The sequence below is a fragment of the Agromyces salentinus genome, from assembly GCF_009749395.1.
GTDB lineage: Bacteria > Actinomycetota > Actinomycetes > Actinomycetales > Microbacteriaceae > Agromyces > Agromyces salentinus.
In genome coordinates this window covers 191,448-214,923 of the sequence record NZ_WBIR01000003.1, presented here as the reverse complement: position 1 = coordinate 214,923, position 23,476 = coordinate 191,448, and the positions used below count along the sequence as shown (strand labels likewise).

Sequence of the window (23,476 nt, the reverse complement as noted above, 5' to 3'; positions counted from 1 at the left end):
CGAAGGAGACCACCATGGCGGCGACGAACGCACCGGGGACGCCGTCCTGGCTCGGCGCGGTCAACGACCGCGCGGGGCTCGCCGTCCTGCTCGACCACGGCCCGTTGACGCGCAACCGCATCTGCGAGCTCGTCGGGGTGTCCAAGCCGACCGCCTCGCAGATGATGAGCCGCCTCCTCCAGGCCGGGGTCATCGAGGAGCAGGGCCTGCTCGCGGGCTCGGCCGGCCGCGCGGCGGTCGTCTACGCGGCGCGCGTCGACCGGCGCGTCGGCATCGCCGTCGACCTCGACGCGTTCGAGGTGCGCGCCACCGTCGTCGATGCCGCGGGCACCGATCGGCCGGTCGTGCGGATGCCGCTCCCCCACGACCCGACCGCCAGGTCGGCGGTCGAGGAGGTCCGCCGGGCCATCGACGAGGCCAGCGCCGCCGCCGGCACCGACCCGGCCGCCGTGCACACGGTGTGCCTGGGCATCCCCGGGTACGTCGACCCGGGCGCCAGCGGCGAGCTCTTCAGCGAGACGCTCCCCGGCTGGCCGGTGCGACGGCTCCGCAGCATCCTCGAGGACGACCTCGGGCGCACGGTGCTCATCGAGAACGACGTCAACCTCGCCGCGGTCGCCGAGCGCGAGGGCGGCGCCGCGACCGGCCGCGACGTGTTCGCCCTGCTCTGGCTCGGCAACGGCGTGGGCGCCTCCTTCGACGTGGCGGGCGACCTGCACCGCGGCTCCTTCGGCGGTGCGGGCGAGATCGGGTTCCTCCCCGTCTCGGCCGAGGCGATCGCACTCGACCCCGCCGCGCGCACCGTCCAGGACCTGGTCGGCGGTCGCGCGGTCGCGCTCCTTGCCCGGCGGCACGGGCTCGAGGCCGACGGGTTCCACGCGGCCCGCGCCGCGCTCGCCGACCCCGCGGCGGAGGGCGTGCGCCGCCTCGTGTTCGACGACCTCGCCGAGCGCGTCGCACACGTCGCCCTTCCCGTCATCGCCACCCTCGACCCGGGGCTCGTGGTCCTGGCCGGGCCCACGGCCGACCTCGGAGGCGAGACGTTCGCGAACGCCGTCGGCGCCGGCATCCGTCGCATCAGCCGGTGGTACCCGGAGGTGCTGGCGACCTCGGTGCACGGCGACGCGGTCCTGCGCGGTGCCAGGAGCCTGCTCGCCCAGCGCGTCCGCGAGGAGCTGCTCGACTCGGTGGCCGCCGTCGCCCGCACCTGACGTCCGCAGGGGCCCAGAGGTCGGAACCGGCCCTCGATCGGTGCTATCGTTGCTGGCTGTGCGCCTCCGTAGCTCAGGGGATAGAGCGCCGGTTTCCGGTACCGTAGGTCGGGGGTTCGAATCCCTCCGGGGGCACAGATTTCAGTCCGTCGCAGCGGTTTCCAGTCCGTCGCGGCGGTCCGGTCGTTCACGGACGCCCGGTCGTGCGCGGCCGGCGCGTTCGCGGCCCGCAACTGCGGCTGCCACTGCGACTGCGAGCCGCCGTCACGGGCCGCCGCGACCGCTGATCGCGACGGGTACCCAACGAAACGCGTCATCCGTTCGTCTCTTCCTATGACGGCGGATCGACCGCCGTCGGGAGGAGCATCGATTGGCCCGCAGGTGGGATGAGGTCGCGACGAGGCTCGTCGCCGAACGCGGCGGCGCGCTCACGCGCTACGCGTTCCTGCTCACGGGCGACGCGGAGGATGCGGCCGACGTCGTCCAGGACGCGCTCGTGCGCACATTCGGCACCCCGCGGTTCCAGCTCACTCTGCCCCGTGCGGAGGCCTACGTGCGGCGAGCCATCCTGAACGCCGTCATCGACCGCTCGCGACGCGACGGCACGTGGCGTCGGGTACGCCACCTCGCCGTGGCGCCGGCGGTCGCCGACGTGCCGCAGGACCGGAGCGACGCGCGCATCGACCTCATGCGCCGCGTGCGGTCGCTCGCGCCGCGCCAGGCGGCTTGCATCGTGCTGCGGTACTACGAGGACCTCACGGTCGACCAGATCGCGCAGACCCTCGGGCTCAGCCAGGGCGCGGTCAAGCGGTACCTGAGCGACGCCCTGCGAGCGCTCTCCTCCTCGATCGAGGCATCCGACGGCCTGCCAGCCGGTGCCGGCACGACCCGAACGGAGGGTGACCATGTCGCCTGAACCCCGCGACCTCGCCGAGGCGCTCTCGCATGAGGCGGATGCCGCAGCCGCGCGTCCCGTCGACCTCGGCACGGTGCTCCGCGCGAGCCGTGCCCGGCGCCGCGCCCGCCGACGGACGGCGGTCGGCGCCGCCGCGTCGCTCGCGGGACTCCTCGCGGTCGGCGGGCTCGTCCTCGCCGTCGGCACGATGGGCCCGGACCTGGCCACCTCGACGGCGGACGGCCCCGCGGTGGAGTCGGCCGAGCAGATGCAGTCGCCCGCGTCCGGCGGCCCGGCTGAGCCCGACGCCGGTGGAGCGGACGCGGACGGTTCCCCGGTCGCTCCCCAGGACCAGGCGCAATTCGGCCAGGACCTCGAGGTCGTCGCCCCCGAGACCCTGAACGCGTGCGGCGCTCCGATCGCGCCGGCGACGGAGGGTGCCGCCTCGCAGCTCACGGCCGTCGTCGAGCCGCCAACGGGGACGATCGCGCCCGGCGAGGAGGGCGAAGCCGTGGTGCGCGTCTCCAACGAGGGGACGACCGAGGTGGTCGGATCACTGACGGCGCCGGCGATCACGGTGTCGGCGGCGGGCATCACGGTCTGGCACCCCGACCTCGGGAGCCGGGCCGACGCGGTGCCGCTGCGCCTGTCCCCCGGTGAATCCGTGACCGTCCGCGGCCGGTACGCGGCGGCGGCCTGCGCCGCGGGCGACGAGGCGGCCACCGGAGGCTCGCTCACCCCGCTCGAGCCCGGGGCGTACGCCCTATCCGCGGCCCTCGCGTTCACCTCCTCGACGGATGCCGCCGGGGGCGTCCTCGTCTCGCCCGCGGCATCCGTCATCGTGGAGTGAGGCGGCCGCCCGGTCGCGTGGACGGTGCCACCCGGTCGCCATAGACTCGAGGCATCCGTGCGGTCGCGGAGAAGGGCAGGGGTGCATGGGGTCGTCACGTCGGGTGCTCGTCACGGCGGTCCTCGCGACCGCATTCGTGTTCCTCGGGGCCTCGCCCGCATCGGCGGAGGAGCCCGTCGACTTCGGCACCGGTCCCATCGTCGACACGGTGGGCGCGCTGGACGGTGCGATCGACGACGTGCTCGCGGCCATCGAGCGGACCGCCGACGACACTGGGCGCCAGCTCTACGTCGCCTACGTGGGCGAGTTCACCGATCCCGAGCAGGCCGACACCTGGGCCAACGACACCGCGGTCGCGAACAACATGGGCGCGGAGGACTACCTGCTCGCGGTCGCGGTCGACGGCCGGGCCTACTACCTCTCGGCCGCCGACAACGCCTCGGTCCCGGCCGATGAGCTCGATCGCATCAGCCTCGAGGTCATCGAGCCCGAACTCCGCGCCGAGGACTGGCCGGGCGCCGCCATCGCCGCGGCGGAGGCACTCGGCGACACCGGTTCCGGCGGTTCGGGCTGGGGCTGGGTGTGGTTCCTCGTGATCGCGGCGATCGTCGTCGCCGTCATCGCCATCGTGCTCTCGCGCCGCCGCGGGCGCACCGGTCAGGCGGATGCCGCGACGGGGCCGGAGGCGCCGGCACTCGTGCCGCTCGACGACCTCCGCCGACGTGCGGGCTCGGCGCTCGTCGCGGCCGACGACGCCGTGAAGACGAGCGAGGAGGAGCTCGGGTTCGCCACCGCATCGTACGGCGAGGCGGCGACCGCGACCTTCCGCACGGCACTCGAGACCGCCAAGGCCAGGGTCGCCGCGGCGTTCGCGCTCCAGCAGCGCCTCGACGACGACGAGCCCGACTCCGAGGCGGCCACGCGGGAGATCTACGAGGGCATCCTCACCGCCACCGGCGAGGCCGACGCCCTGCTCGACGAGCAGGCCGAGGCCTTCGACGCGCTCCGAGACCTCGAACGGAACGCACCGGCCGAACTCGCCCGTGTCCGCGGCGAGGCCGCGGCCGCCCGCGAGCTCGTCGCACCGGCCGAGCAGCGCCTGCGCGAGCTCGGCGACCGGTACGCGGCATCCGCCCTGACGGCCGTCGCCGACAACCCGCCGCAGGCCGCCTCACGGCTCGGGTTCGCCGATGAGGCGCTGACCCGGGCCGACGCCGCGATCGCGGCCGCGCGCGCGTCCGAGGCGGCCGTCGAGATCCGTGCGGCCGAGGAGGCGGTCGACCAGGCCGAACTGCTCACGGGCGCCGTGCAGCGCCTCGCCGAGGACCTCGCCGCCGCGGACCGCGCCCTCGCCGAGGGCATCGCCGACCTCGAGCGCGACGCCGAGACCGCACGGGCACTGGGCGGCAACGCCGCGGCCCTCGCCGACCCCACCTCCGCCACGGCGGCCGAACTGCGCGCCGGTCTCGGCGTCGCGGGCGGCGATCCGCTCGCCGCGACCGGCCGACTCGAACAGGCGAACGCCGCGATCGACGCGGCGATCGCGAGCGCTCGCGACGCCGCCGAGCAGGCGGCACGCGCCCGGGCGCTGCTGCAGCGCTCGGTCGAGGCCGCCCGCATGCAGGTGCAGGGTGCCGAGGACTACCTCGTGGCCCGGCGCGGAGCCGTCGGCACCGAGGCGCGCACCCGGCTCGCCTCGGCCGCGCAGCTCCTGCAGCAGGCGCAGACGACCCCCGATGCGGCTCTCGCGCTGCAGGCCGCCCAGCAGTCGCAGCGGCTCGCATCCGAAGCGCTCTCCCTCGCCCGCAACGATGTCGAGGGCTTCGGCGGCGCGTACGGCGGCGGCGCGGGAGGCGGCGGGTTCGGCGGGAGCCAGGGCGGCAACATGATGGGCGCCGTCCTCGGCGGCATCCTCATCGACTCCCTGCTGAGCGGCGGCAGTCGCGGTTCCGGCGGCCTGGGCGGGGGCGGCGGCTTCGGGGGCGGGTTCGGCGGCGGATTCGGCGGCGGCGCGTCCCGCGGTCGGTCCGGCCGATCGGCGGGCAGCTTCGGCGGCGGCGGCACCCGAGGGCGCCGCGGAAGCGGAGGACGATTCTGAACGACCCGACGCACCAGCTCCGCAGGGCGTGCGCCCTGCGGCGAGACGCACCACCAGACCGTCACGAAAGGAAAGCACCATGACCAAGCAGTCCATCTTCGGGAGGATCTCCCAGCTCCTCCGGGCCAACGTCAACGCACTCATCGACCAGGCCGAGGACCCCCAGAAGATGCTCGACCAGATGGTCCGCGACTTCACGAACAGCATCGCCGACGCCGAGGCGGCCATCGCCGAGACCATCGGCAACCTCCGCCTGCTCGAGGACGACCACCGCGAAGACGTCGAGGCCGCCCGCACCTGGGGCGAGAAGGCGATCGCGGCGAGCCGCAAGGGCGACGAGCTCCGGGCTGCCGGTGACGCGGCCGGCGCCGACAAGTTCGACAACCTCGCGAAGGTCGCGCTCAGCCGCCAGATCTCGTCCGAGAACGAGGCGCGCACCGCCGAGCCGCAGATCGCGGCGCAGACGCAGGTCGTCGACCAGCTCAAGTCAGGGCTGAACGGCATGAAGGAGAAGCTCGTCCAGCTGAAGAACAAGCGCTCCGAGCTCGTCGCCCGTGCCAAGACCGCCGACGCGCAGCGCCAGGTCCACGACGCGGTGAAGTCGATCGACATCCTCGACCCCACGAGCGAGCTCGGCCGCTTCGAGGAGAAGATCCGGCGCGAGGAGGCCGTCGTCCGTGGCCAGGCCGAACTCGCGGCGTCGAGCCTCGACGCCCAGTTCAACGAGCTCGACGACCTCGGCGAGCTCACCGAGGTCGACGCGCGCCTCGCCGCGCTGAAGTCCGGCGGGTCGCAGGGCGCGATCTCCGGCTGATCGACGTCGTCCCGCGATCGGGCGGTTGGCACCGGCCGACCCGATCGCGGGATACTGAGCACATGCCCGCTACCTTCGTCGTCGTCCCGCTCTGGCAGGGCTCGATCTCCTCGCGCGCGATGAGCCTCGCCGACGGGGCCGCCGCCATCCTCGGCGACCTGCCCTCGGCGGCCACCGTGTCGGTCGAGGTGCCCTCGGAGGCGGGCGAATCGCTCGGCACCGGCATCCGCCGCTACAGCGCCCTGCGGCGCGTCCGGGAACGGACCGACGAGCTGCTGAGCACGGTCGCCGCCCCCGCCATCACCATCGGCGGCGACTGCGGCGCCGCGCTGGCCGGCGTCGCCCACGCCTCACGGCAGGTCGAGGGCGACCTGGCGGTGCTCTGGCTCGACGCCCACCCCGACCTCAACACGCCGGACTCCTCGCCGTCGGGCGCCTTCGGGGGCATGACCCTGCGGCACATCGCCGGCGAGGGCGTCGACGGACTCGCGCTCGACGCCGGCACGCGCGTCGACCCGGCACGCCTCGTGCTCGGCGGCGTGCGCGCCATCGACGCGGAGGAGCACCGCTTCATCGAGGAGCACGGCATCGACGTGCTCACCGTCGACGACCTCCGCGACCCCGCAGTCGTGATCGCCGCGCTCGAGGCCACGGGCGCGAAGAACGTGTTCGTGCACATCGACCTCGACGTGCTCGACCCCTCGGCCATGGGCGGGCTGTCCTTCCCGATGCCGTTCGGCGTCGACGCCCCGACCCTCGTCGGCCTCGTGAGGGCCGTGCTCGCACGGTTCCCGCTCGCCGGCGCGGCGATCGCCGGGTTCGCGCCGAGCTCCCCCGAGGCCGCCGACGACGACCTGCCCACCATCCTGCGGCTCGTCGGGGCGTTGGCGAGCGGCGCCCCCGGCGATCGCCCGGCGTCCGGGGCCGCGGCGAGCTGACGAGCTGACGAGCTGACGAGCTGACGAGCTGACGAGCTGACGAGCTGACGAGCTGACGAGCTGACGAGCGATCCTCGGCTGACCGCCGGCGACGGATCGACGACGCGCCGGCGCGACCCGCCCAGCGACGGAGCAGGTGCACCGAGTCACGTCGGCGAGGGGTGCACTCCTCCCGCCGACGTGCCTAGGCTTGGGACGACGTCCGTTCCGGGCGCGCGAGGGGAGACGGATGCAACGCGAAGTCGACGTGGTGGTCCTCGGTGCCGGGCCGGTCGGCGAGAACGTCGCCGACCGCGTGCGGGCCGCAGGGCTCGAGGTGGTGGTCGTCGAGCACGAGCTCGTCGGCGGCGAATGCTCGTACTGGGCCTGCGTGCCCTCGAAGGTGCTGCTCCGGAGCGCGGCCGCGCTCCGCGCGGCGAGGCGGGTGCCGGGTGCCGCCGAGGCGATCACCGGCGACCTGGACGTCGGCGCGGTGCTGCGCCGACGCGACTACTGGGTCTCCGACTGGAGCGATGACGGCGCGACCGGATGGCTCGACGAGGTCGGCATCGGACTCGAACGCGGGCACGGGCGGCTCGACGGACCCCGTCGCGTGGTCGTCGAGCGTGCCGACGGGAGTTCGGTGACCCTCACGGCCCGCCATGCGGTGGTCGTCGCGACCGGCTCGGATCCGGTCGTCCCGCCCATCCCCGGCCTCGCCGAGGCATCCCCCTGGACCAGCCGCGAGGCGACGAGCGTCCAGCAGGTGCCCGGCAGGCTCGCGATCATCGGCGGCGGGGTCGTGGCCTGCGAGATGGCGACGGTCTACGCCGGATTCGGCACCGAGGTCACCGTGCTCGCGCGCAGCGGCCTCCTCGGCCGCATGGAGCCGTTCGTCGGGGAGGCGGTGACCGCCGGCCTGCGCGAGCTCGGCGCGACGGTGCGCACGTCCGCATCACCGGTCCGCGTCGAACGGGGCGAGAGCGGAGAGGTCGTCCTCACCCTCGACGACGGCTCGAGCGTGACGGCCGACGAGGTCCTCGTCGCGACCGGTCGCAAGCCCCGCACGGATGCCGCGGGGATGGAGAGCATCGGCCTCGAGCCCGGTGACTGGCTCGAGGTCGACGACACGCTGCGCGTCGCGGGCGTCGACGGGGCGGATGACGCGCCCTGGCTCTACGCCGCGGGCGACGTCAACCACCGCGCCCTGCTCACCCACCAGGGCAAGTACCAGGCGCGCGCGGTCGGCGACCTCGTCGCCGCACGGGCCACGGGACGTCCGGTGGACACGAGTCCCTGGGGCCCGCATGCCGCGACCGCCGACCACGGTGCCGTCCCGCAGGTTGTCTTCGCCGAGCCGGAGGCCGTGCAGGTGGGGGCCACCGAGGCGGAGGCCCGCGACGCCGGCCGCGACATCCGCATCGCCGAGGTCCCGCTGGAGTCCGCAAGCGGCACCGGCATCCGGGCCGACGGAGCGGAGGGCCGGGCGAAGCTCGTGATCGACGTCGAGCAGGGCACGATCATCGGCGCCACCTTCGTCGGCCAGGACGTCGCTGAACTCCTGCACGCCGCGACGATCGCGATCGTCGCCGAGGTGCCGGTGGACCGGCTCTGGCATGCGGTGCCCTCGTTCCCGACCGTGAGCGAGGTCTGGCTGCGGCTGCTCGAGGCGCTCGGGCGCCCCGAGGCGCACGCGTGACGCGGCTGACGATCCGGCTCACGGACTCGCCCGTCAGCCGTGCCGGCTACTGGTGGGCGACGCTCGTGGGGTTCGCCTGGGGATCGATCTGGAGCACCGGTCGCGTCGAGCTCCGCAACGGACTGTTCGTGTTCACCGGCATGCCGACGTGGACCTTCGGCCGCGGGGGTTCCTGCGTCGGACGGTGCTACCTGACCGACCGCAACGACTCCGACACCGTGCTCGGACATGAGGCCGTCCATGAGCAGCAGTGGCGGAAGTACGGGATGCTGCTCCCGGTGCTCTACCTCTTCGCCGGTCGCGACCCGCTGGGGAACCGATTCGAGATCGAGGCGGGCCTGGAGGCCGGGGGGTACCTGCGCGGGGCGCGCCAGTCGCCCTCGACGCGTCGACGAAGGGGCTGAGTTCGGCGTCGCCCGATGCGGAACGGCCGGTACGCTCCCCTGCGGGAGCGCACCGGCCGTTCGGCTGCGGAGGGGGTCGGCTACTCGCCGAGCACGCCCGCGATCGCCTCGATGAGGGCGGGCATGCCGCCCTCCCACTGGAAGCTGAGCGCGGTGGGCGGCGACACCGACGACACGGTGACCGGGTCGTAGACCTGGGCGACCTTGCCGGCCGCGACGGCGGGGATCGCCTGTGTCTCGGGCTTGGTGAGGATGGCCTCGGCGGCCTCCTGCGAGCTGGAGTAGTTGACGACGAGGTCGGAGTCGAGCTTGTCGAGCTGCTCGTAGCTCAGGTCGTAGTAGAACCCGCCGTCGGTCGTGTCGAGCTCGGTGACGCTCGGGGCGACCTCGAGGCCGAGTTCGGTGAGCACCGCGATGCGCGGGTCGGCACCGGTGTACACCGAGACGACGCCATCGCCGTCCCAGATGCCCGCGAGGGTCTTGCCCTCGAACTCGGGGTGGGCTGCGGCCTCGTCGGCGAGGTAGGCATCGATCTCGTCGAGCACGGCCTCGCCCTCGGCCTTCAGGCCGAGCGCCTCCGTGGTGATCTCGATGGTCTCGTCCCAGTCGGTCGTCCAGGGAGCCTCGGGGTACGCGACGACGGGCGCGATGTCGCTGAGCGTGTCGTACTGCTCCTCGGTGAGGCCCGAGTACGGCGCCACGATGAGATCGGGTGCCGCCTCGATGAACTCCTCGTAAGGGACGCTCGCGCCGCCCTCGTCGTCGTTCAGGACCGTGGGGTACTCGACGCCGGCCTCGTCGTAGGCCTCCTCGACCCACGGCAGCAGGTTGCCCTCGCCGACCGTCCAGCTCTGCTCCGCGACGGCGACGGGGTACACCCCGACGGAGACGGCGGCCTCGGTCGAGCCCCAGCCCCACGTGGCGACGCGCTCGGGCGCCTCCTCGATGACGGTCTCGCCGAAGGCGTGCTCGATCGTGATCGGGAAGCCCGTTCCGGCGGCGGCCGCCGGCGCCGCGGCCGGCTCCTCGGTCGTGCCCGATGCGCAGGCGGTCAGGGTCAGGGCGGTGGCGGCGAGGCCGGCCAGGGCGATGAGCGGACGTCGAAGACGCACGGAGAACTCCTCGGTCGATGAGTGGGGATGAGGCAAGGCTAACCTAAGTCGCGGCGACCACGAAACCGCGCGGTCACGGACGCGTCACGATCGGGCGATCGATGCGCCCGTCGAGGGAGCCGGTGCCGCGTCCCCGGCCGTATCCGCGGCGTCGAGCGCCGCCGTGTGGAAGCGGCCGACCGGCACGATCATCGGCGAGCCCGCCACGGGATCGGGGATCACGGATGCCTCGAGCGCGAAGGCGCTCCGCACGGTCTCGGGCGTGAGGACCTCGGCCGGCCGCCCCTCGGCGACGATGGAGCCGGCCGACATCACGACGAGGTGGTCGGCGTAGCGCGCCGCGAGGTTCAGCTCGTGCAGGACCATCACCACGGTCGTGCCGCGCTCCCGGTTCAGCTCGGTCAGCAGGTCGAGCAGCTCGAGCTGGTGCGTCACGTCGAGGTAGGTCGTCGGCTCGTCGAGCAGCACGATGTCCGTCTGCTGGGCGAGGACCATGGCGATCCAGACCCGCTGGCGCTGCCCGCCCGAGAGCTCCTCGAGCCGCCGGTTCGCGAGGTCGGCGATGCCCGTCGCGGCCAGCGCCTCGGCGACGACGAGGTCGTCGTCGCTGGAGTGCCGTCCGAACCAGCCCTGATGGGGGTATCGGCCGCGTCCGACGAGCTCGGCGACGCGCACGCCGTCGGGCGCGATCGAGGACTGCGGAAGCACGCCCACCCGGCGTGCGAGGTCGCGGCGCGGCATCCCGGCGACGTCGACGCCGTCGAGCGTCACGCGCCCGCCGTCGAGGTCGTGGAGCCGCGCGAAGCCGCGCAGCAGGGTCGACTTTCCGCAGGCGTTCGGCCCGACGATGGCCGTGATGCGACCGCTCGGGATCACGAGGTCGAGCCCGTCGATCACGCGCCGGCCGTCGTAGCCGAGGCAGACGCCCTCGGCGGCGAGGCCCGCGACGGGCGATGGGGCGGATGCCGATGCGGTCATGCGCGGGTCTTCCTCTCGGTGCGGGCGAGCAGCCACAGCAGGTACGGCGCGCCGATCAGTCCGGTCACGATGCCGACGGGCGCCGTGAACTGCGGCAGGGCGAACTGTCCGAGCACGTCGGCGCCGAGCGTGAGCACCGCACCGGTCATCACCGACGCCGTGAGCGCGGCGCTGCCGTCGTCGACGATGCGACGGGCGATCGCCGGCGCGATGAGCGCCACGAACGCGATGGGGCCGGCGACCGAGGTCGCCACCGCGATCAGCAGCACCGCCACGAGGAGCAGGATGCCGCGGCGCACGTCGGTTCGGATGCCGAGCGAGATCGCGTGGTCGTCGCCGAGGGCCAGCACGGAGAGGCCCTTCGCGAAGACGGCGACGAGGATGCAGCCGATCACGACGCCGATCATGAGCAGCACGAGCGCGTCGCCGCGCACGTCGGAGACGCTGCCGACCGTCCAGAGCAGCGCGGCCTGCGCCTGGCGGACCTCCGCACGCGCCAGCAGCCAGGCGATGAGCGAACCGCAGACGTACGCGAGCCCGACGCCGACGAGGACGAAGCGGATGCCGTGCAGGCCCTGTCGCCATGCGGTCGACCAGATGATCGCCGCGACCACGAGCGCACCGGCGAGGGCGAAGCCGGAGACCACCGCTCCCGCGAGGCCGAGCCCGAGGATCGCCCAGACCGCGCCGACGCTCGCGCCGGCCGAGACGCCCAGGATGTCGGGGCTCGCCAGCGGATTTCGCAGCACGGCCTGGAAGACCGCGCCGGCGAGCCCGAAGGCCGCGCCCACGAAGACGGCGGCAAGGATGCGCGGGAGGCGGAGCGTGAAGACCACGAGCTGCTCGGTGCGATCTCCTTGACCGAGCAGCGTCGCCAGGACCCGGTCGGGTGCGAGGCTGGCAGCGCCCGAGGAGAGGGCCACGATCGCGAAGACGATCGCGAGTGCCGCCCCTGCGCCGAGCGCGATCGACAGGCGCCGTCGATTGCGGCGTCGCACCGCGGCGACGGCGGCGCGCACCTCGTCGACCTCGGGGTTCGGCCGGGTCGCGGCATCCGTCGACGGCATGGTCGGGATCGTCGTCATCACAGGCCCGCCACGTTCCGGCCGCGGGCGATGGCGATCAGCACCGGTGCGCCGAGGAACGCCGCGACCACGCCGGCCTCGAGTTCCGAGTTCGGCACGATCAGCCGGCCGATCACGTCGGCGGCGAGCAGCATGACCGGTCCGAGCAGGAGCGCGGTCGGCATGATCCAGCGGTAGTCGGTGCCGACGAGCCGGCGCGCGGCGTGGGGCACCACGAGCCCGACGAGCGCGATCGGTCCGGCGAGCGAGGTGGCCGTGCCGCAGAGGAGCACGAGGGCGATGCCGGCCACGAGCCGAGTGGTGCCGACCCGCTGCCCGAGCGAATTCGCGACGTCGTCGCCGAGCGCGATGAGGTTCAGCCGGTTCGCGAGGACGAAGGCGAGGATCGCGCCGACGAGGATGAAGGGCCAGAGCAGGGCGGCCACGTCGAGCCCCCGTCCGGTCAGCGACCCGACGGCCCAGAACCGGTACTGGTTGAAGGCCTCGGTGTCGCGGAGCAGGACCAACGTGATGAGCGGCGTGATGAACGCGGTGACCGCGGCGCCGACGAGGGCGAGGCGCACGGGCTGCCCACGGCCGATGGAGAAGACGACGGCGGCCGCCGCGGCCGCGCCCGCGAACGCGAACCAGACGTAGCCGAGCGGGCTGCTCACGCCGAGCAGCGAGATGCAGAGCACGACCGCGAGCGACGCGCCGGAGTTGAGGCCGAGCAGGCCGGGATCGGCGATCGGGTTGCGGGTGACGCCCTGGATGAGCGTCCCGGCCAGGCCGAGCGCGACGCCGGCCAGCAGGCCGATGACCGTGCGCGGCACGCGGAGCTGCCAGACGACGTTGTGATCGGCGTTCGCCGGATCGGGGCCGATCACGGCCTGCCAGACGACGCCCGGGTCGATCGAGCGCACGCCGAGCGCGAGGCTCGCAGCGACGACCGCGAGCAGGACGAGCGCACAGGCGGCCAGCACGGCGACGGCCCGGCCGCTGCCGACGCGTCTCGGGCGCCGACCGGCGGACGACACGATGCCGAAGGCGCGTGCGCTGCCGCTGTCGCTGCCGCTGCCGACGATGCCTCCGGGCGCGGTGAGGGATGCCGTGTCCGCGACCTGCGGCGCCTCCTGGCGGGACACGGTGGACGACCCGCTCACTCGAGTTCGGCTCGACCGCGGCGCCAGTACCCCATGAACGCGACCTGTCGGCGATCGAGGCCCGCCTCGCGCACGAGGAAGCGCCGGAGGCCGGTGATCACGGAGGCCTCGCCCGCGAGCCACGCGTAGCAGGCGCCGTCGAGGCTGTGCCCCTCGGGCACGTCCCAGAGGGCGGTGTCGGGCAGGTCGGCGCGCTCGGCCTCGGCGAGCGCGGCGGCGGCCGCGTCACCGGCCGCGCGGGTCACCCCGAGGTCGGCGAGGTGGCGCACGACCCAGTCGCGCACGGCGGGGGCCAGGTGGTCGCCGTGCACGGCGGACGACGTGCCGTCGGCGTCCGCGTGGACTTCGGCGCGAGCGAGCCAGCGCACCTCGATGCCGGCCGGCGCCCGCACGGGCAGGCGGTCGCGGGCGGTCGGCACCTCGAGGAAGGCCGCCCCCGTGGCATCCGCCGGGAGGGACTCGAGGATCGCGCAGATCGCGGGTGCAGCTGTCTCGTCACCCGCGAGCAGCAGGGTGTCGACCTCGCCGGGACGCCAGTCGATGCCGAGGCTCCGAGCGGGGCCGAACTCGTCCGGCCCGATGAGCACGATCTCGTCGCCCGGCTGCGCCCGCCCGGCCCAGGCCGAGGCGGGCCCGCCGTCGCCGTGCGCGGCGAAGACGATGTCGACCTCGCGCTCATGCGGACGGACGGCGCGCACCGTGTAGGTGCGGAAGGGGTTGCGGAGGTCGGCCGACAGCTCCCGCCACTGCGGGTACCAGTCCTCGCCATCGGGGAAGGACGCGAAGCCGTTCGCGAGCGGCAGGACGACCTTGACCCGCTGGTCGAGGCCGGCGGTGCCGAAGTCGGCGAGGTCGTCACCGGTGAACGTGATGCTCGTGAACGTCGGCGACTGGCGCTCGACGCGGGCCACCTCGACCCGGAAGTTGCGGTACGCGGGACGCACCCGGGGTGCAGCTTCAGCAGTTGAGGTAAGCATTACCTAAGTCTTGCACAGACGATCGGTCGGCTCGAATCCGAAGCCGTCGCGAAGAGCCCTCGAGGCGGCTCCCACTCGGAGCCGACCGACCGGGGTTCCGCCGTCTCACCACACGAGCGGATGCCGCGGCGCACGCCGCAACCGGCGCTCGAGCTGGGCCGCGAGGTCGAACAGCGCCATCTCGCCGCCCGGACGTCCGATGAGCTGCACGCCCATGGGCACCCCGGCGTCGGTGAACTCGACCGGCACCGTGATGGCCGGGAGCCCCGCCACGTTCACGAAGGACGTGAACGGGGTGACCTGCACCTGCTGCGCGAAGTTGTGCTCCCCGTCGACCGCGTCGTACCAGCCGACGGCCGGAGGGGTCAGCGCGAGCGCCGGCGTGAGCACGGCGTCGTACGAGGCGAAGCGCGCGATGGTGCGACGCTCGAACCCCGCGAGCCAGGACAGCGCCTCGGCGAGCTGCCGCGCCGGCAGCGCCCGACCCCTCTCGACGAGCCACTGCGTGAGCGGCTCCAGCCTCGCGATCCCGTCGTCCTCGACGGGGATGGTGCCGGCGCCCGCCTGCCAGATCGTGCGGAACGCCGGCGCGTACCCCGGCTCCGGCGCGAGCGGGATCTCCTCGATGCCGTTCCGCGCCGCGTCGAGCACGGCGATGGCGCGGTCCAGCGCCGACCGCGCCTCGGGCGCGACGGTGATCTCGTAGGCGTCGTCCCACGGGGAGTCTGCGAGCACGCCGATCTGGTACCGCCCCTCGCCGCGGATCGCGGCGCCGAGGTACGGCCCGTCGTCGCCCGGGGCGCGGAGCGCGTACGCGTGGGCCGGCGGGTAGCCAGTCGGTGCGATGAGTCCGTCGAGCAGCAGCGCCGCATCGGCGACCGTGCGGGCGATCGCGCCGACGACCCCGAGGCCGGCGAGGCCGGACTGGCCCGATCCGCTCGGCACGCGTCCCCGCGACGGCTTCACGCCGACGAGGCCGCAGGCCGCGGCCGGGATGCGGATGGAGCCGCCGCCGTCGGACCCCGGCGCGAAGGGGAGCATCCCGGATGCCACGGCCGCGGCCGCTCCCCCGCTCGAACCGCCGGCGCCGAGCGCGGGGTTCCACGGGTTGCGGGTGGGGCGACCCACGAGCGCCTCGGTGTAGGAGGGCAGCCCGAACTCCGGGGTCGCGGTCTTGCCGAGGCTCACGGCGCCGGCCCGGTCGACGGCGAGCACGGTGTCGTCCGACTCGTCGGGGACGAAGTCCTCGAATGCGCGGGAGCCGAACGCCGTCGGCACGCCCGCCCGAGGGTGCAGGTCCTTGTCGGCGAGCGGCATGCCCCAGAGCGGGGCGGTCTTCGGTACCTCGGCCGCCACGGCGGCCGCGCGTTCGATCGCCCGCTCGGGTGTGAGCACGGCGAATGCGCCGAGCTCGGGGTCGAGCCGTTCGGCCCTGGCGAGGTAGTGGCCGGCCGCCTCGACGGGTGTCACCTCCCCGCGCTGGAGCAGTTGGTGCAGTTCGAGGGCGGTCATCTCGTGCAGGTCCACGGATCGAGCCTACGACCGTGCCGGTCGCCCGGCCGCTAGCATGACGCTCGTGAGCTCGAACCCGGTCACGACCTCGATCACGCGGCATCCGCTCGTCTGGGGCGTCGGGTGGAGCCTCGCCTTCGGCATCGCCCTCCTGGTCGCGGTCATCCTGGACTCCCCCGCGCTGCTCGACTGGGCCCTCATCGCGGCCCTCGTGCTCCCCTCGACGGTCGCGACCGTCGCCGTCCTGTCGGCCACGCCACGCGCCCACTTCGAGGCCATGTCCTCGGTGTTCTCGCACTTCTTCGTGCGCTACCTCGCCCTCGTGGTCGGCGTGGCCGCGTGGAGCGCGTCGGTGGTGGTCGGGGCGGCGATCTCGCAGACGATCCAGCTCGCCGCAGAGGGGCGCGAGGAGGAGATCGTCGGCATCGGCTTCGACGTCATGGCCGTCATCGTGCCGGCCGTGGCAGCCGTGCTCTGGGCGGCGTTCGTCGTTCGATGCGCGTGGTTCCTGGCGCGCGTGCGCGGCTGGGCGGAGATCCCCCTCGCGGATGCCACGCCGACCCACCTGCTCGCGGGACGGCCGGCCCTCCGGCGCGTCGTCGTGGGCCTCGCGCATCCGGCGCTCTTCGCGGCCTCGGGACTCCTCGTCGCCGTCGCGGTGCCGTTCGCCGGCGGCAGCGTCGACCTCACGATCTGAACGGTTCCCCGGCCCGCGCCGTCAGGAGCGGTGCGCCGGCCGCGACATCCACCCCTCAGGAGCGATGCGCGGGCCTGGCGTCACTTCAACGAGCGCTGCAGCATGATGGTGCCGAGCCAGCGGTCGAACTTGTACCCGACCCGGCCCATGCGACCCGTCTCGACGAATCCGAACTTCTCGTGCAGCGCGATCGACGCCTCGGCGCCCTGGTCGGCGATGACCGCGATCATCTCCTTCAGCCCCGCCTCCTTCGACCGGTCGATGAGCTCGCCGAGCAGCGCGCGACCGAGGCCCTTGCCCGCGGCGGCCGGCCCGAGGTAGATCGAGTTCTCGACCGTGAACCGGTATGCGCGCTTCGGCTTCCAGGGCGCGACGAGCGCGTAGCCGAGCAGTTGGCCGGACGGCGCCTCCGCGACGATGAACGGCATGCCGAGCTTCTGGAGGAACGCGTACTTCGCCTTCCACTCCTTGAGCGTCATCGCGTCCTCGTCGAACGTGACCGTCGAGTTCGCGACGTAGTAGTTGTAGATCTCGCGCACGGCCGGCAGGTCGGCGGGCACGGCGTCGCGCATCCGGTAGGCGAAGGGCGTCTCCGGCTGCGGAAGCTTGCGCAGGTGGGGTGGCAGTTCACGGCGCGGCTGGTATTCCTCCTCGAGCATGGCGACCACCTTACGCCGGGCATGTCACGACGGGATTTCAGCGGCGGATGCCTCGCACCGGGCATCGAGCGGATGCCTCACCTGTCCGCCCAGGTGCCCGAGCACCGCCCTCAGCGGAGCGACCAGTCGACCGCTTCGCCTCCCTGCGCGACGAGCAGCGCGTTCGCGCGGCTGAAGGGTCTCGAGCCGAAGAACCCGCGGCGTGCGGACAGGGGGCTCGGATGCGCCGACTCGATCACCGCGGTCTCGCCGAGCAGCGGCCGCAACTGCTGCGCGTCGCGCCCCCAGAGGATCGCGACGAGCGGGGTGCCGCGAGCGACGAGCGTGCGGATGGCGTGGTCGGTGACCTCCTCCCACCCGCGACGGCGGTGCGAGCCGGGTTCGCCGGGCCGCACGGTGAGCACCCGGTTCAGGAGCATGACGCCGTTCGACGTCCACGCCGAGAGGTCGCCGTGTGCCGGAGGGGCGACCCCGAGGTCGGCCGCGAGCTCCGCATGGATGTTGGCGAGGCTTCGGGGAAGCGGCCTGACGTCGCGGCCGGTCGCGAACGACAGGCCGATCGGATGCCCGGGGGTCGGGTACGGGTCCTGGCCGACGACGAGCACCCGCACGTCGGCGAGCGGCTCCGCGAAGGCGCGGAGCACGCGATCCCCGGCCGGGAGGAATCCGTGCCCCGCCTCGGTCTCCGCGCGGAGGAACCGGTCGAGGCTCGCGAGCGTCGGCTCGACGGGCCCGAGCGCTTCCGCCCAGCCCACGTCGAGGAGCCCGTCGGCGACGAGCGCGTCGAGGGAGGTCACCACGTCAGCTGCCGATGGTCGAGACCAGCACCCCGCCGTCGGCGGGGAGCACGCGCCAGACGCTCCCGGACCCGAGGACGCGCAAGCCGCCCTCGCCCACGATCAGCGCGGTGCCCTCGTCGATGCCGAGCGCGCTCTCGATGAGCCCCGACTCGACGGCCGCGACGAGGCGGGAGAGGTTCCCGCGCTGCGCGACGTGCGCGTCGACCGCGACGTCGACGAGTCCGATGCCGCCCTCGACCGCGAACTCGTCGCCCTCCTCCGCCTCGGGCGCGACGACGACGCCGTCGATGCGCGTGCCGCCGCCGAGCGAGCCCTCCGCGGCGATCATGGCCCCGGCGGAGACGCCCAGGTACGGCACGCCCGCGGCGACCTGTCGCCTGAGCTCTCCGAAGACCGGCTCGACGCCGGCGCGGACCTCTTCGACGATGCCGCCGCCCACGACGATGCCGTCCACGTCCGCGATCGCCGTCGGCTCGATGCGAGCGCCGCCCTCGCCCGCGGTCACCAGCGGGACGAAGGGGCCCGCGGCCGACAGCACCCCGACCAGTGTCTCCGCCGAACCGGCCCCGCCGGGATGCACCGAGAGCACCGCGATCCTCGGAAGGTCCCGGCCGGCGGCGCGGCCGCGGGCGGCTGCCTCGGCGAGGAAGGGCTCGTACAGCGGCGCATGCGCGGGGCTCAACGCGCCGCCGCCCACGAGGTGCACGCTCATGCGACCGACCCCTCGGCCGAGACGGCGTCGACCGGCGGAAGCGCCGACCACGGGAACACGATCCAGTCGTCGGTCCGGCGGTAGTCGAAGTCGGGCACGAGCACCGTGTGCGACTTCGTGTAGAGCGTCGCGCTGCGCACGTCGGCGCCCGCCTCGCCGAGGATGCCGACCACCTTCGCGAGCGTGCGCCCGGAATCGGAGACGTCGTCCACGAGCAGGACGCGCTTGCCGTCGAGCGCCGGCGCGTCGAGCATGGGCGGGTGCAGGACCGGCTCGGGCAGCCGCTCGTCGACGCCCGAGTAGAACTCCACGTTGATCGACCCGCAGGCCTTGGTGCCGAGCGCGTACGCGACGGCGCCGGCGAACAGCAGGCCGCCGCGCGCGATCGCGATCACCACGTCGGGCCGGAAGCCAGACGCGAGCACCTCTGCGGCGACCGTCCGCGACGCCCCCGCGAAGTCGTCCCAGGTGAGGATCTCGCGGCGGACCCCGTCGTCGGCCGTTCCGCCGTCATTCGCATCGAAGCTCATCCCCCAAGGGTAGCCGCCGGGCACCCGCCGGTCGGGCGCGCGAGCGGTCGCTCCGAAGTCACCTGACGGGGTCGCCGCGGTCCACGCCGTCCTCGCCGTCGCCCTCGTCGTCCTCGAGGTCGTCGTCCGCGGCGTCCGCGATGAAGCCCCCCACGCCGACCGACCCGGGGGCCGTGGGCGACTCCGCGTGCCGTCGATGCTCGCGCACCTGCGCGACGCGCTCGTTCATGTACGAGATGATCGTGGCCGACGCGGTGCCGACGATGACGACGCCCCCACCCATGAGGAAGACCGCGTAGAAGCGGCCCTCGGTCGTGATCGGGTACATGTCGCCGTATCCGACCGTCGCGATCGTGACGATCGCCCACCAGACGGAGTCGCCGAAGGTCGTGATCGTGGCTCCCGGCGCATCCCGCTCGGCCTGGAGGGTCGCGAGGGCGATGAAGTACACGAAGACGATCGCGTAGCTCGCGGCGTAGATCACGATGTTCGCGCGCACGGCCGCCCCGCTCCGGCGGCGGAGGTACGGCACCGCGTGCAGGAGGGTGAGCACGCGGAAGGCCCGGAAGACCGGCACGATCGCGGACAGCACGTCGATCGGGTGCGACCTGATGAACGCCCAACGGCCGCCGTGCGGCGTGAGGGCGATCCGCGCCGTGACGTCGACGACGAAGACGAGCCACGCGAGGATGAGGGTCCAGAAGAGCACCGTGTCGGGTCCGCGCGGGATCGACGGCGTCAGGACGTACACCGAGTAGGCGACGATGAACGCCACGCCGAGCACGACGAGCGGCAGCGCCGTGCGACGTTCCCAGGCGATGCGCCTCGGAGCGGGGATCGGCGGTCGGACGCTCATCGCGGGTCGGTCCGGACGGCCAGCGGCCCCTTGGCCACGAGGTGCGGCGCAGACTGCGCGACCGGCTTCACGACGATGAGGTCGAGGTCGACGTGGCGGGGCTTGCACACCGCATCGACGATGACCTCGGCGATGTCCTCGGCCACGAGCGGTTCCGGCACGCTCGAGTAGACGGCGTCGGCGCGCTCGCGGTCGCCGCCGAAGCGGACCAGCGCGAACTCGTCGGTCTTCACCATGCCGGGGGCGACCTCGATGACCCGCAACGGCTCGCCGTTCAGCTCGAGGCGCAGCACCTCGGTGAGCGCGTGCGCGGCGAACTTCGCCGCGTTGTAGCCGCCCCCGCCGACGTACGCGGTGTGACCGGCGATGGAGGTCACGTTCAGGATGTCGGCGACGCCCCGGTCGAGCGCGCCCCTCCGCAGTAGCGGCAGGAGTGCCGAGGTGACGCGCTTGAGCGCGAGCACGTTGACCTCGAACATCCAGGACCAGTCCTCGACCGAGGACGCCTCGACGCTGTCGAGGCCCTTCGCGCCGCCCGCGTTGTTCACGAGCGCGTGCACGCCGCCGGTGGCCTCGACGTGGTCGCGGAGCGCGTCGACGTCGGCCTGGACCGTCAGGTCGGCGACGAAGACGGATGCCCCGGTCTCCTCCGCGAGCTCCCGGAGACGGTCCTCGCGACGGGCGACGCCCAGCACGTCCCATCCGGCGGCGCGGAAGGCGCGCACCGTGGCGGCGCCGATCCCCGAGCTCGCACCCGTCACGACCACGCGAAGTTCACCCATGCGGCCATTCTGCCGTGCTCGCGCCCCGTGCGGAGCACCGGCGCACGGCATCGCCCGCGCTGCGGCATCCGCCGGACTGCGCTTGAATGGGACGATGCACCAGAGCGCGACGACGAAGCACGCGAGCCGGCGACGGGTGCCGCTCTGGGACAACGCACGATGGATCGCGATCACCCTCGTCGTGATCGGGCACGGCATCCTGCCCCTCATCGCCGAATCCGACAGCGCCTACAGCCTGTACCTGTTCATCTACTCGTTCCACGTCGCAGTGTTCGTGGTCGTGAGCGGCTACTTCGCCAAGTCGGGTCCGCCGAGTGCGAAGGCGCTGCGCCAGATCCTCACCGACGTCGTGTTCCCGTACTTCATCTTCGAGACCATCTGGTCCGTCGTGAAGTGGCTGCTCGGCGGCGAGTTCGCCCTTGACTACACGACGGCGTCCTGGACGCTCTGGTTCCTCATCGCCCTGGCCGCGTGGCGCATCGTGCTGCCCTATCTCGTGCTGCTGCGCTATCCGCTCACCATCGCGGTGCTCATCTCCCTCGGGGCCGGCTACACCGAGACCATCGACTCCACGCTCGCCCTCTCGCGCACGCTCGGCATGCTGCCCTTCTTCGTGTTCGGCTGGAAGCTGCGTCAGTGGCAGATCACCGACCGGTGGCTCGACCTCCGCCCGGCGATCGCCTGGCGTTGGCGCGCGGGGGCGATCGCGCTCCTCGCGACGGTGCTCGCGATCATGCCGATGACCATCGAGACGCTGCGCGACCTGAAGCTGCGCCGGTTCATGCTCTACGACGAGTCGTACGAGGCGATCGGCTACGACGAGCCCTGGTCGGGCGGCATCCGGCTCCTGCTGCTCGGCTCGGCGATGGTGCTCGCCGTCGCGTTCCTCACGCTCATGCCGCGCGGGGCGCACTGGTTCACGCCGTTCGGGCAGGCGACGATGTTCCTCTACCTGCTGCATCCGTTCGTGCTGTTCCCCTTCCGCGAGACCGAGATGCTCGCCGGCGAGCAGCCGCCGTGGGTGCTGCCCGCCATGGTGATCTTCTGCATCGGCATCTCGATCGGGCTCTCGACGAAGCCGGTCCGGCGCCTCTTCCGGCCGCTCGTGCAGCCTCGGGCCCGCTGGCTGTTCCGGCCCGAGCCGTCGACCGCGACCGGCACCATCGTGCTGCCGCCGCTGCCGGGCGAGACGGTCCCGGGTGCCATGCCGGGCGACGATGGGGCACCCGCCGGCGACGCCGTGACGGGGCCTGACTCCGACGAGCGTCCGCGCACTCCGTGACGTCGGGCGACCCCGCCTGACGCCGCGCGACGCCGCCGTGACGCCGTGTGTCGCGAGCCGTTGCCGCTCGCTCCCGCCGAACGTAGCGTGGCCTGATCGCGGCGAGCCCGCGCCACGATCCGACTGAGGAGACCCCATGAGCGAGAACACCGCCGACTGGCGCTTCGAGACGAAGCAGGTGCATTCCGGGGCGGCTCCCGATCCGGTGACCCACGCTCGCGCCACCCCGATCTACCAGACGACCTCCTACGTCTTCGACAACGCCCAGCACGCGCAGAACCTCTTCGCGCTGGCCGAGTTCGGCAACATCTACACGCGCATCCAGAACCCGACGCAGGCCGTCGTCGAGGAGCGCCTGGCCGCGCTCGAGGGGGGCACCGGCGCCCTGCTCGTCGCATCCGGGCAGTCGGCATCGACCTTCGCCGTGCTCAACATCGCGCAGGCCGGAGACCACATCGTCTCCTCCTCCTCGATCTACGGCGGCACCTACAACCTCTTCAAGTACACGCTGGCCAAGCTCGGCATCGAGACGACCTTCGTCGAGAACCAGGACGACGCCGAGGAATGGCGCCGCGCGGTGCGCCCGAACACGAAGCTGTTCTTCGCCGAGACGATCGGCAACCCGAAGATCAACGTGCTGGACATCCGCCTGGTCGCGGACGTGGCCCACGAGGCGGGCATCCCGCTCATCGTCGACAACACGATCGCGACCCCGTACCTCATCCGCCCGTTCGAGCACGGCGCCGACGTCATCGTGCACTCGGCGACGAAGTTCCTCGGCGGCCACGGCACCGTGATCGGCGGCGTCATCGTCGACGGCGGCACCTTCGCCTGGTCCGAGAACGTCGCGAAGTTCCCGGGCCTGACCGAACCCGACCCGTCGTACCACGGCGCCAGCTACACGGCCGCGGTCGGCGACGGCCTCGCGTACATCATCAAGGCCCGCGTGCAGCTGCTTCGCGACCTGGGCGCGTCGATCGCGCCGGCGAGCGCCTGGCAGCTGATCCAGGGCATCGAGACCCTCTCGCTCCGCATCGAGCGGCACGTCTCGAACGCCCAGGAGATCGCGGAGTGGCTCGACGGGCACCCCGACGTCGCGAGCGTCAACTACTCCGGGCTGCCGTCGAGCCCCTGGTACGCCGCGGCCAACCGCTACGCGCCCAAGGGAGTGGGAGCGGTCCTCTCGTTCGAGCTCAAGGGCGGCGTCGGCGCGGGCCGTGCCCTCGTCGACAACCTGGCGCTGTTCAGCCACCTCGCGAACATCGGCGACGTGCGCTCGCTCGTCATCCACCCGGCGTCGACGACGCACGCCCAGCTCACCCCCGAGCAGCAGCTCACGACGGGCGTCACGCCCGGTCTCGTGCGGCTCTCGGTCGGCATCGAGAACATCGACGACCTCAAGGCCGATCTCGAGGCCGGGTTCGCCGCGGCGCGCGCGGCGACGGAGGCCGCGCGGGTCTGACC

The 23,476-nt window shown here is 73.2% G+C and carries 23 protein-coding genes and 1 tRNA gene; 12 read left to right on the top strand and 12 right to left on the bottom strand.

Going from position 1 to position 23,476, the window contains the following annotated elements:
• The first annotated feature begins 14 nt into the window (after positions 1-14).
• From GQQ95_RS05425 to GQQ95_RS05385, 9 genes are all read left to right on the top strand, one after another.
• Complete coding sequence (locus GQQ95_RS05425) at positions 15-1,211, top strand: ROK family transcriptional regulator (protein ID WP_170296971.1); 1,197 nt, start codon at positions 15-17, stop codon at positions 1,209-1,211.
• 62 nt (positions 1,212-1,273) lie between these two features.
• Positions 1,274-1,346: transfer RNA gene (locus tag GQQ95_RS05420), tRNA-Arg, on the top strand.
• A gap of 235 nt (positions 1,347-1,581) precedes the next feature.
• Entirely contained in the window at positions 1,582-2,127 is a 546-nt protein-coding gene (locus tag GQQ95_RS05415; RefSeq protein WP_157426631.1) for a sigma-70 family RNA polymerase sigma factor, read from the top strand.
• Positions 2,117-2,956 carry a hypothetical protein gene (locus GQQ95_RS05410; protein ID WP_157426630.1) on the top strand — a complete coding sequence of 280 codons (840 nt, stop codon included), beginning with the start codon at positions 2,117-2,119 and terminating at the stop codon, positions 2,954-2,956. Before GQQ95_RS05415 ends, GQQ95_RS05410 begins: the two co-directional genes overlap by 11 nt.
• Before the next feature lie 85 nt (positions 2,957-3,041).
• Positions 3,042-5,054, top strand: coding sequence for a TPM domain-containing protein (locus tag GQQ95_RS19750; RefSeq protein ID WP_157426629.1), 2,013 nt, complete (start codon positions 3,042-3,044; stop codon positions 5,052-5,054).
• A 79-nt stretch (positions 5,055-5,133) separates the two neighbouring features.
• The gene (locus GQQ95_RS05400) at positions 5,134-5,868 is read left to right on the top strand and encodes a PspA/IM30 family protein (protein ID WP_157426628.1); all 735 of its coding nucleotides are present in this window, start codon (positions 5,134-5,136) and stop codon (positions 5,866-5,868) included.
• Positions 5,869-5,930: 62 nt separating this feature from the next.
• Entirely contained in the window at positions 5,931-6,806 is an 876-nt protein-coding gene (locus GQQ95_RS05395; protein ID WP_157426627.1) for an arginase family protein, read from the top strand.
• Positions 6,807-7,035: 229 nt separating this feature from the next.
• Positions 7,036-8,484: a dihydrolipoyl dehydrogenase family protein gene (locus tag GQQ95_RS05390; protein WP_157426626.1), complete on the top strand. Its 1,449-nt coding sequence runs from the start codon at positions 7,036-7,038 to the stop codon at positions 8,482-8,484.
• Positions 8,481-8,888, top strand: coding sequence for a Fe-S oxidoreductase (locus GQQ95_RS05385; RefSeq protein WP_157426625.1), 408 nt, complete (start codon positions 8,481-8,483; stop codon positions 8,886-8,888). The genes GQQ95_RS05390 and GQQ95_RS05385 overlap by 4 nt, the downstream gene beginning before the upstream one ends.
• 80 nt (positions 8,889-8,968) lie before the next feature.
• Here GQQ95_RS05385 and GQQ95_RS05380 read toward each other — a convergent pair whose 3' ends face one another.
• The 6 genes from GQQ95_RS05380 to GQQ95_RS05355 all read right to left on the bottom strand — a co-directional run bounded on the left by GQQ95_RS05380 (position 8,969) and on the right by GQQ95_RS05355 (position 15,694).
• A complete protein-coding gene (locus tag GQQ95_RS05380; protein WP_157426624.1) occupies positions 8,969-10,000 on the bottom strand; it encodes an iron-siderophore ABC transporter substrate-binding protein in 1,032 nt (343 codons plus the stop codon).
• A gap of 84 nt (positions 10,001-10,084) precedes the next feature.
• Complete coding sequence (locus GQQ95_RS05375) at positions 10,085-10,978, bottom strand: ABC transporter ATP-binding protein (RefSeq protein WP_157426623.1); 894 nt, start codon at positions 10,976-10,978, stop codon at positions 10,085-10,087.
• Positions 10,975-12,063 (bottom strand): FecCD family ABC transporter permease, encoded by a 1,089-nt coding sequence (locus GQQ95_RS05370; RefSeq protein WP_246205195.1) that lies wholly within the window; start codon positions 12,061-12,063, stop codon positions 10,975-10,977. The genes GQQ95_RS05375 and GQQ95_RS05370 overlap by 4 nt, the downstream gene beginning before the upstream one ends.
• The gene (locus GQQ95_RS05365) at positions 12,063-13,025 is read right to left on the bottom strand and encodes a FecCD family ABC transporter permease (protein ID WP_425482556.1); all 963 of its coding nucleotides are present in this window, start codon (positions 13,023-13,025) and stop codon (positions 12,063-12,065) included. Before GQQ95_RS05365 ends, GQQ95_RS05370 begins: the two co-directional genes overlap by 1 nt.
• 176 nt (positions 13,026-13,201) lie before the next feature.
• On the bottom strand, positions 13,202-14,182 hold the full coding sequence (locus GQQ95_RS05360; protein ID WP_157426622.1) for a siderophore-interacting protein: 981 nt from the start codon (positions 14,180-14,182) through the stop codon (positions 13,202-13,204).
• 105 nt (positions 14,183-14,287) lie between these two features.
• Positions 14,288-15,694, bottom strand: a complete 1,407-nt coding sequence (locus GQQ95_RS05355; protein ID WP_157426718.1) for an amidase — start codon at positions 15,692-15,694, stop codon at positions 14,288-14,290.
• Positions 15,695-15,758: 64 nt separating this feature from the next.
• Here GQQ95_RS05355 and GQQ95_RS05350 point away from each other — a divergent pair, with 64 nt between their 5' ends.
• Complete coding sequence (locus tag GQQ95_RS05350; RefSeq protein ID WP_157426621.1) at positions 15,759-16,391, top strand: hypothetical protein; 633 nt, start codon at positions 15,759-15,761, stop codon at positions 16,389-16,391.
• Positions 16,392-16,471: 80 nt separating this feature from the next.
• On the opposite strand, the gene GQQ95_RS05345 is transcribed toward GQQ95_RS05350, so the two are convergent.
• The 6 genes from GQQ95_RS05345 to GQQ95_RS05320 all read right to left on the bottom strand — a co-directional run bounded on the left by GQQ95_RS05345 (position 16,472) and on the right by GQQ95_RS05320 (position 20,730).
• Positions 16,472-17,050 carry a GNAT family N-acetyltransferase gene (locus tag GQQ95_RS05345; protein WP_157426620.1) on the bottom strand — a complete coding sequence of 193 codons (579 nt, stop codon included), beginning with the start codon at positions 17,048-17,050 and terminating at the stop codon, positions 16,472-16,474.
• Between the two features lie 110 nt (positions 17,051-17,160).
• Positions 17,161-17,850, bottom strand: coding sequence for a uracil-DNA glycosylase (locus GQQ95_RS05340; RefSeq protein WP_157426619.1), 690 nt, complete (start codon positions 17,848-17,850; stop codon positions 17,161-17,163).
• Between the two features lies 1 nt (position 17,851).
• Positions 17,852-18,562 (bottom strand): Type 1 glutamine amidotransferase-like domain-containing protein, encoded by a 711-nt coding sequence (locus GQQ95_RS05335; protein WP_157426618.1) that lies wholly within the window; start codon positions 18,560-18,562, stop codon positions 17,852-17,854.
• Positions 18,559-19,092: a phosphoribosyltransferase gene (locus tag GQQ95_RS05330; RefSeq protein ID WP_157426617.1), complete on the bottom strand. Its 534-nt coding sequence runs from the start codon at positions 19,090-19,092 to the stop codon at positions 18,559-18,561. Before GQQ95_RS05330 ends, GQQ95_RS05335 begins: the two co-directional genes overlap by 4 nt.
• Before the next feature lie 58 nt (positions 19,093-19,150).
• Complete coding sequence (locus tag GQQ95_RS05325; RefSeq protein ID WP_157426616.1) at positions 19,151-19,948, bottom strand: potassium channel family protein; 798 nt, start codon at positions 19,946-19,948, stop codon at positions 19,151-19,153.
• Positions 19,945-20,730, bottom strand: coding sequence for an SDR family NAD(P)-dependent oxidoreductase (locus GQQ95_RS05320; protein ID WP_212275303.1), 786 nt, complete (start codon positions 20,728-20,730; stop codon positions 19,945-19,947). Before GQQ95_RS05320 ends, GQQ95_RS05325 begins: the two co-directional genes overlap by 4 nt.
• A 94-nt stretch (positions 20,731-20,824) precedes the next feature.
• On the opposite strand from GQQ95_RS05320, the gene GQQ95_RS05315 reads away from it, so the two are divergent.
• Together GQQ95_RS05315 and GQQ95_RS05310 are read left to right on the top strand one after the other, a co-directional pair.
• Positions 20,825-22,012, top strand: a complete 1,188-nt coding sequence (locus GQQ95_RS05315; protein ID WP_157426615.1) for an acyltransferase family protein — start codon at positions 20,825-20,827, stop codon at positions 22,010-22,012.
• 136 nt (positions 22,013-22,148) lie between these two features.
• A complete protein-coding gene (locus GQQ95_RS05310; RefSeq protein ID WP_157426614.1) occupies positions 22,149-23,474 on the top strand; it encodes a bifunctional o-acetylhomoserine/o-acetylserine sulfhydrylase in 1,326 nt (441 codons plus the stop codon).
• The last annotated feature ends 2 nt before the right edge of the window (positions 23,475-23,476 follow it).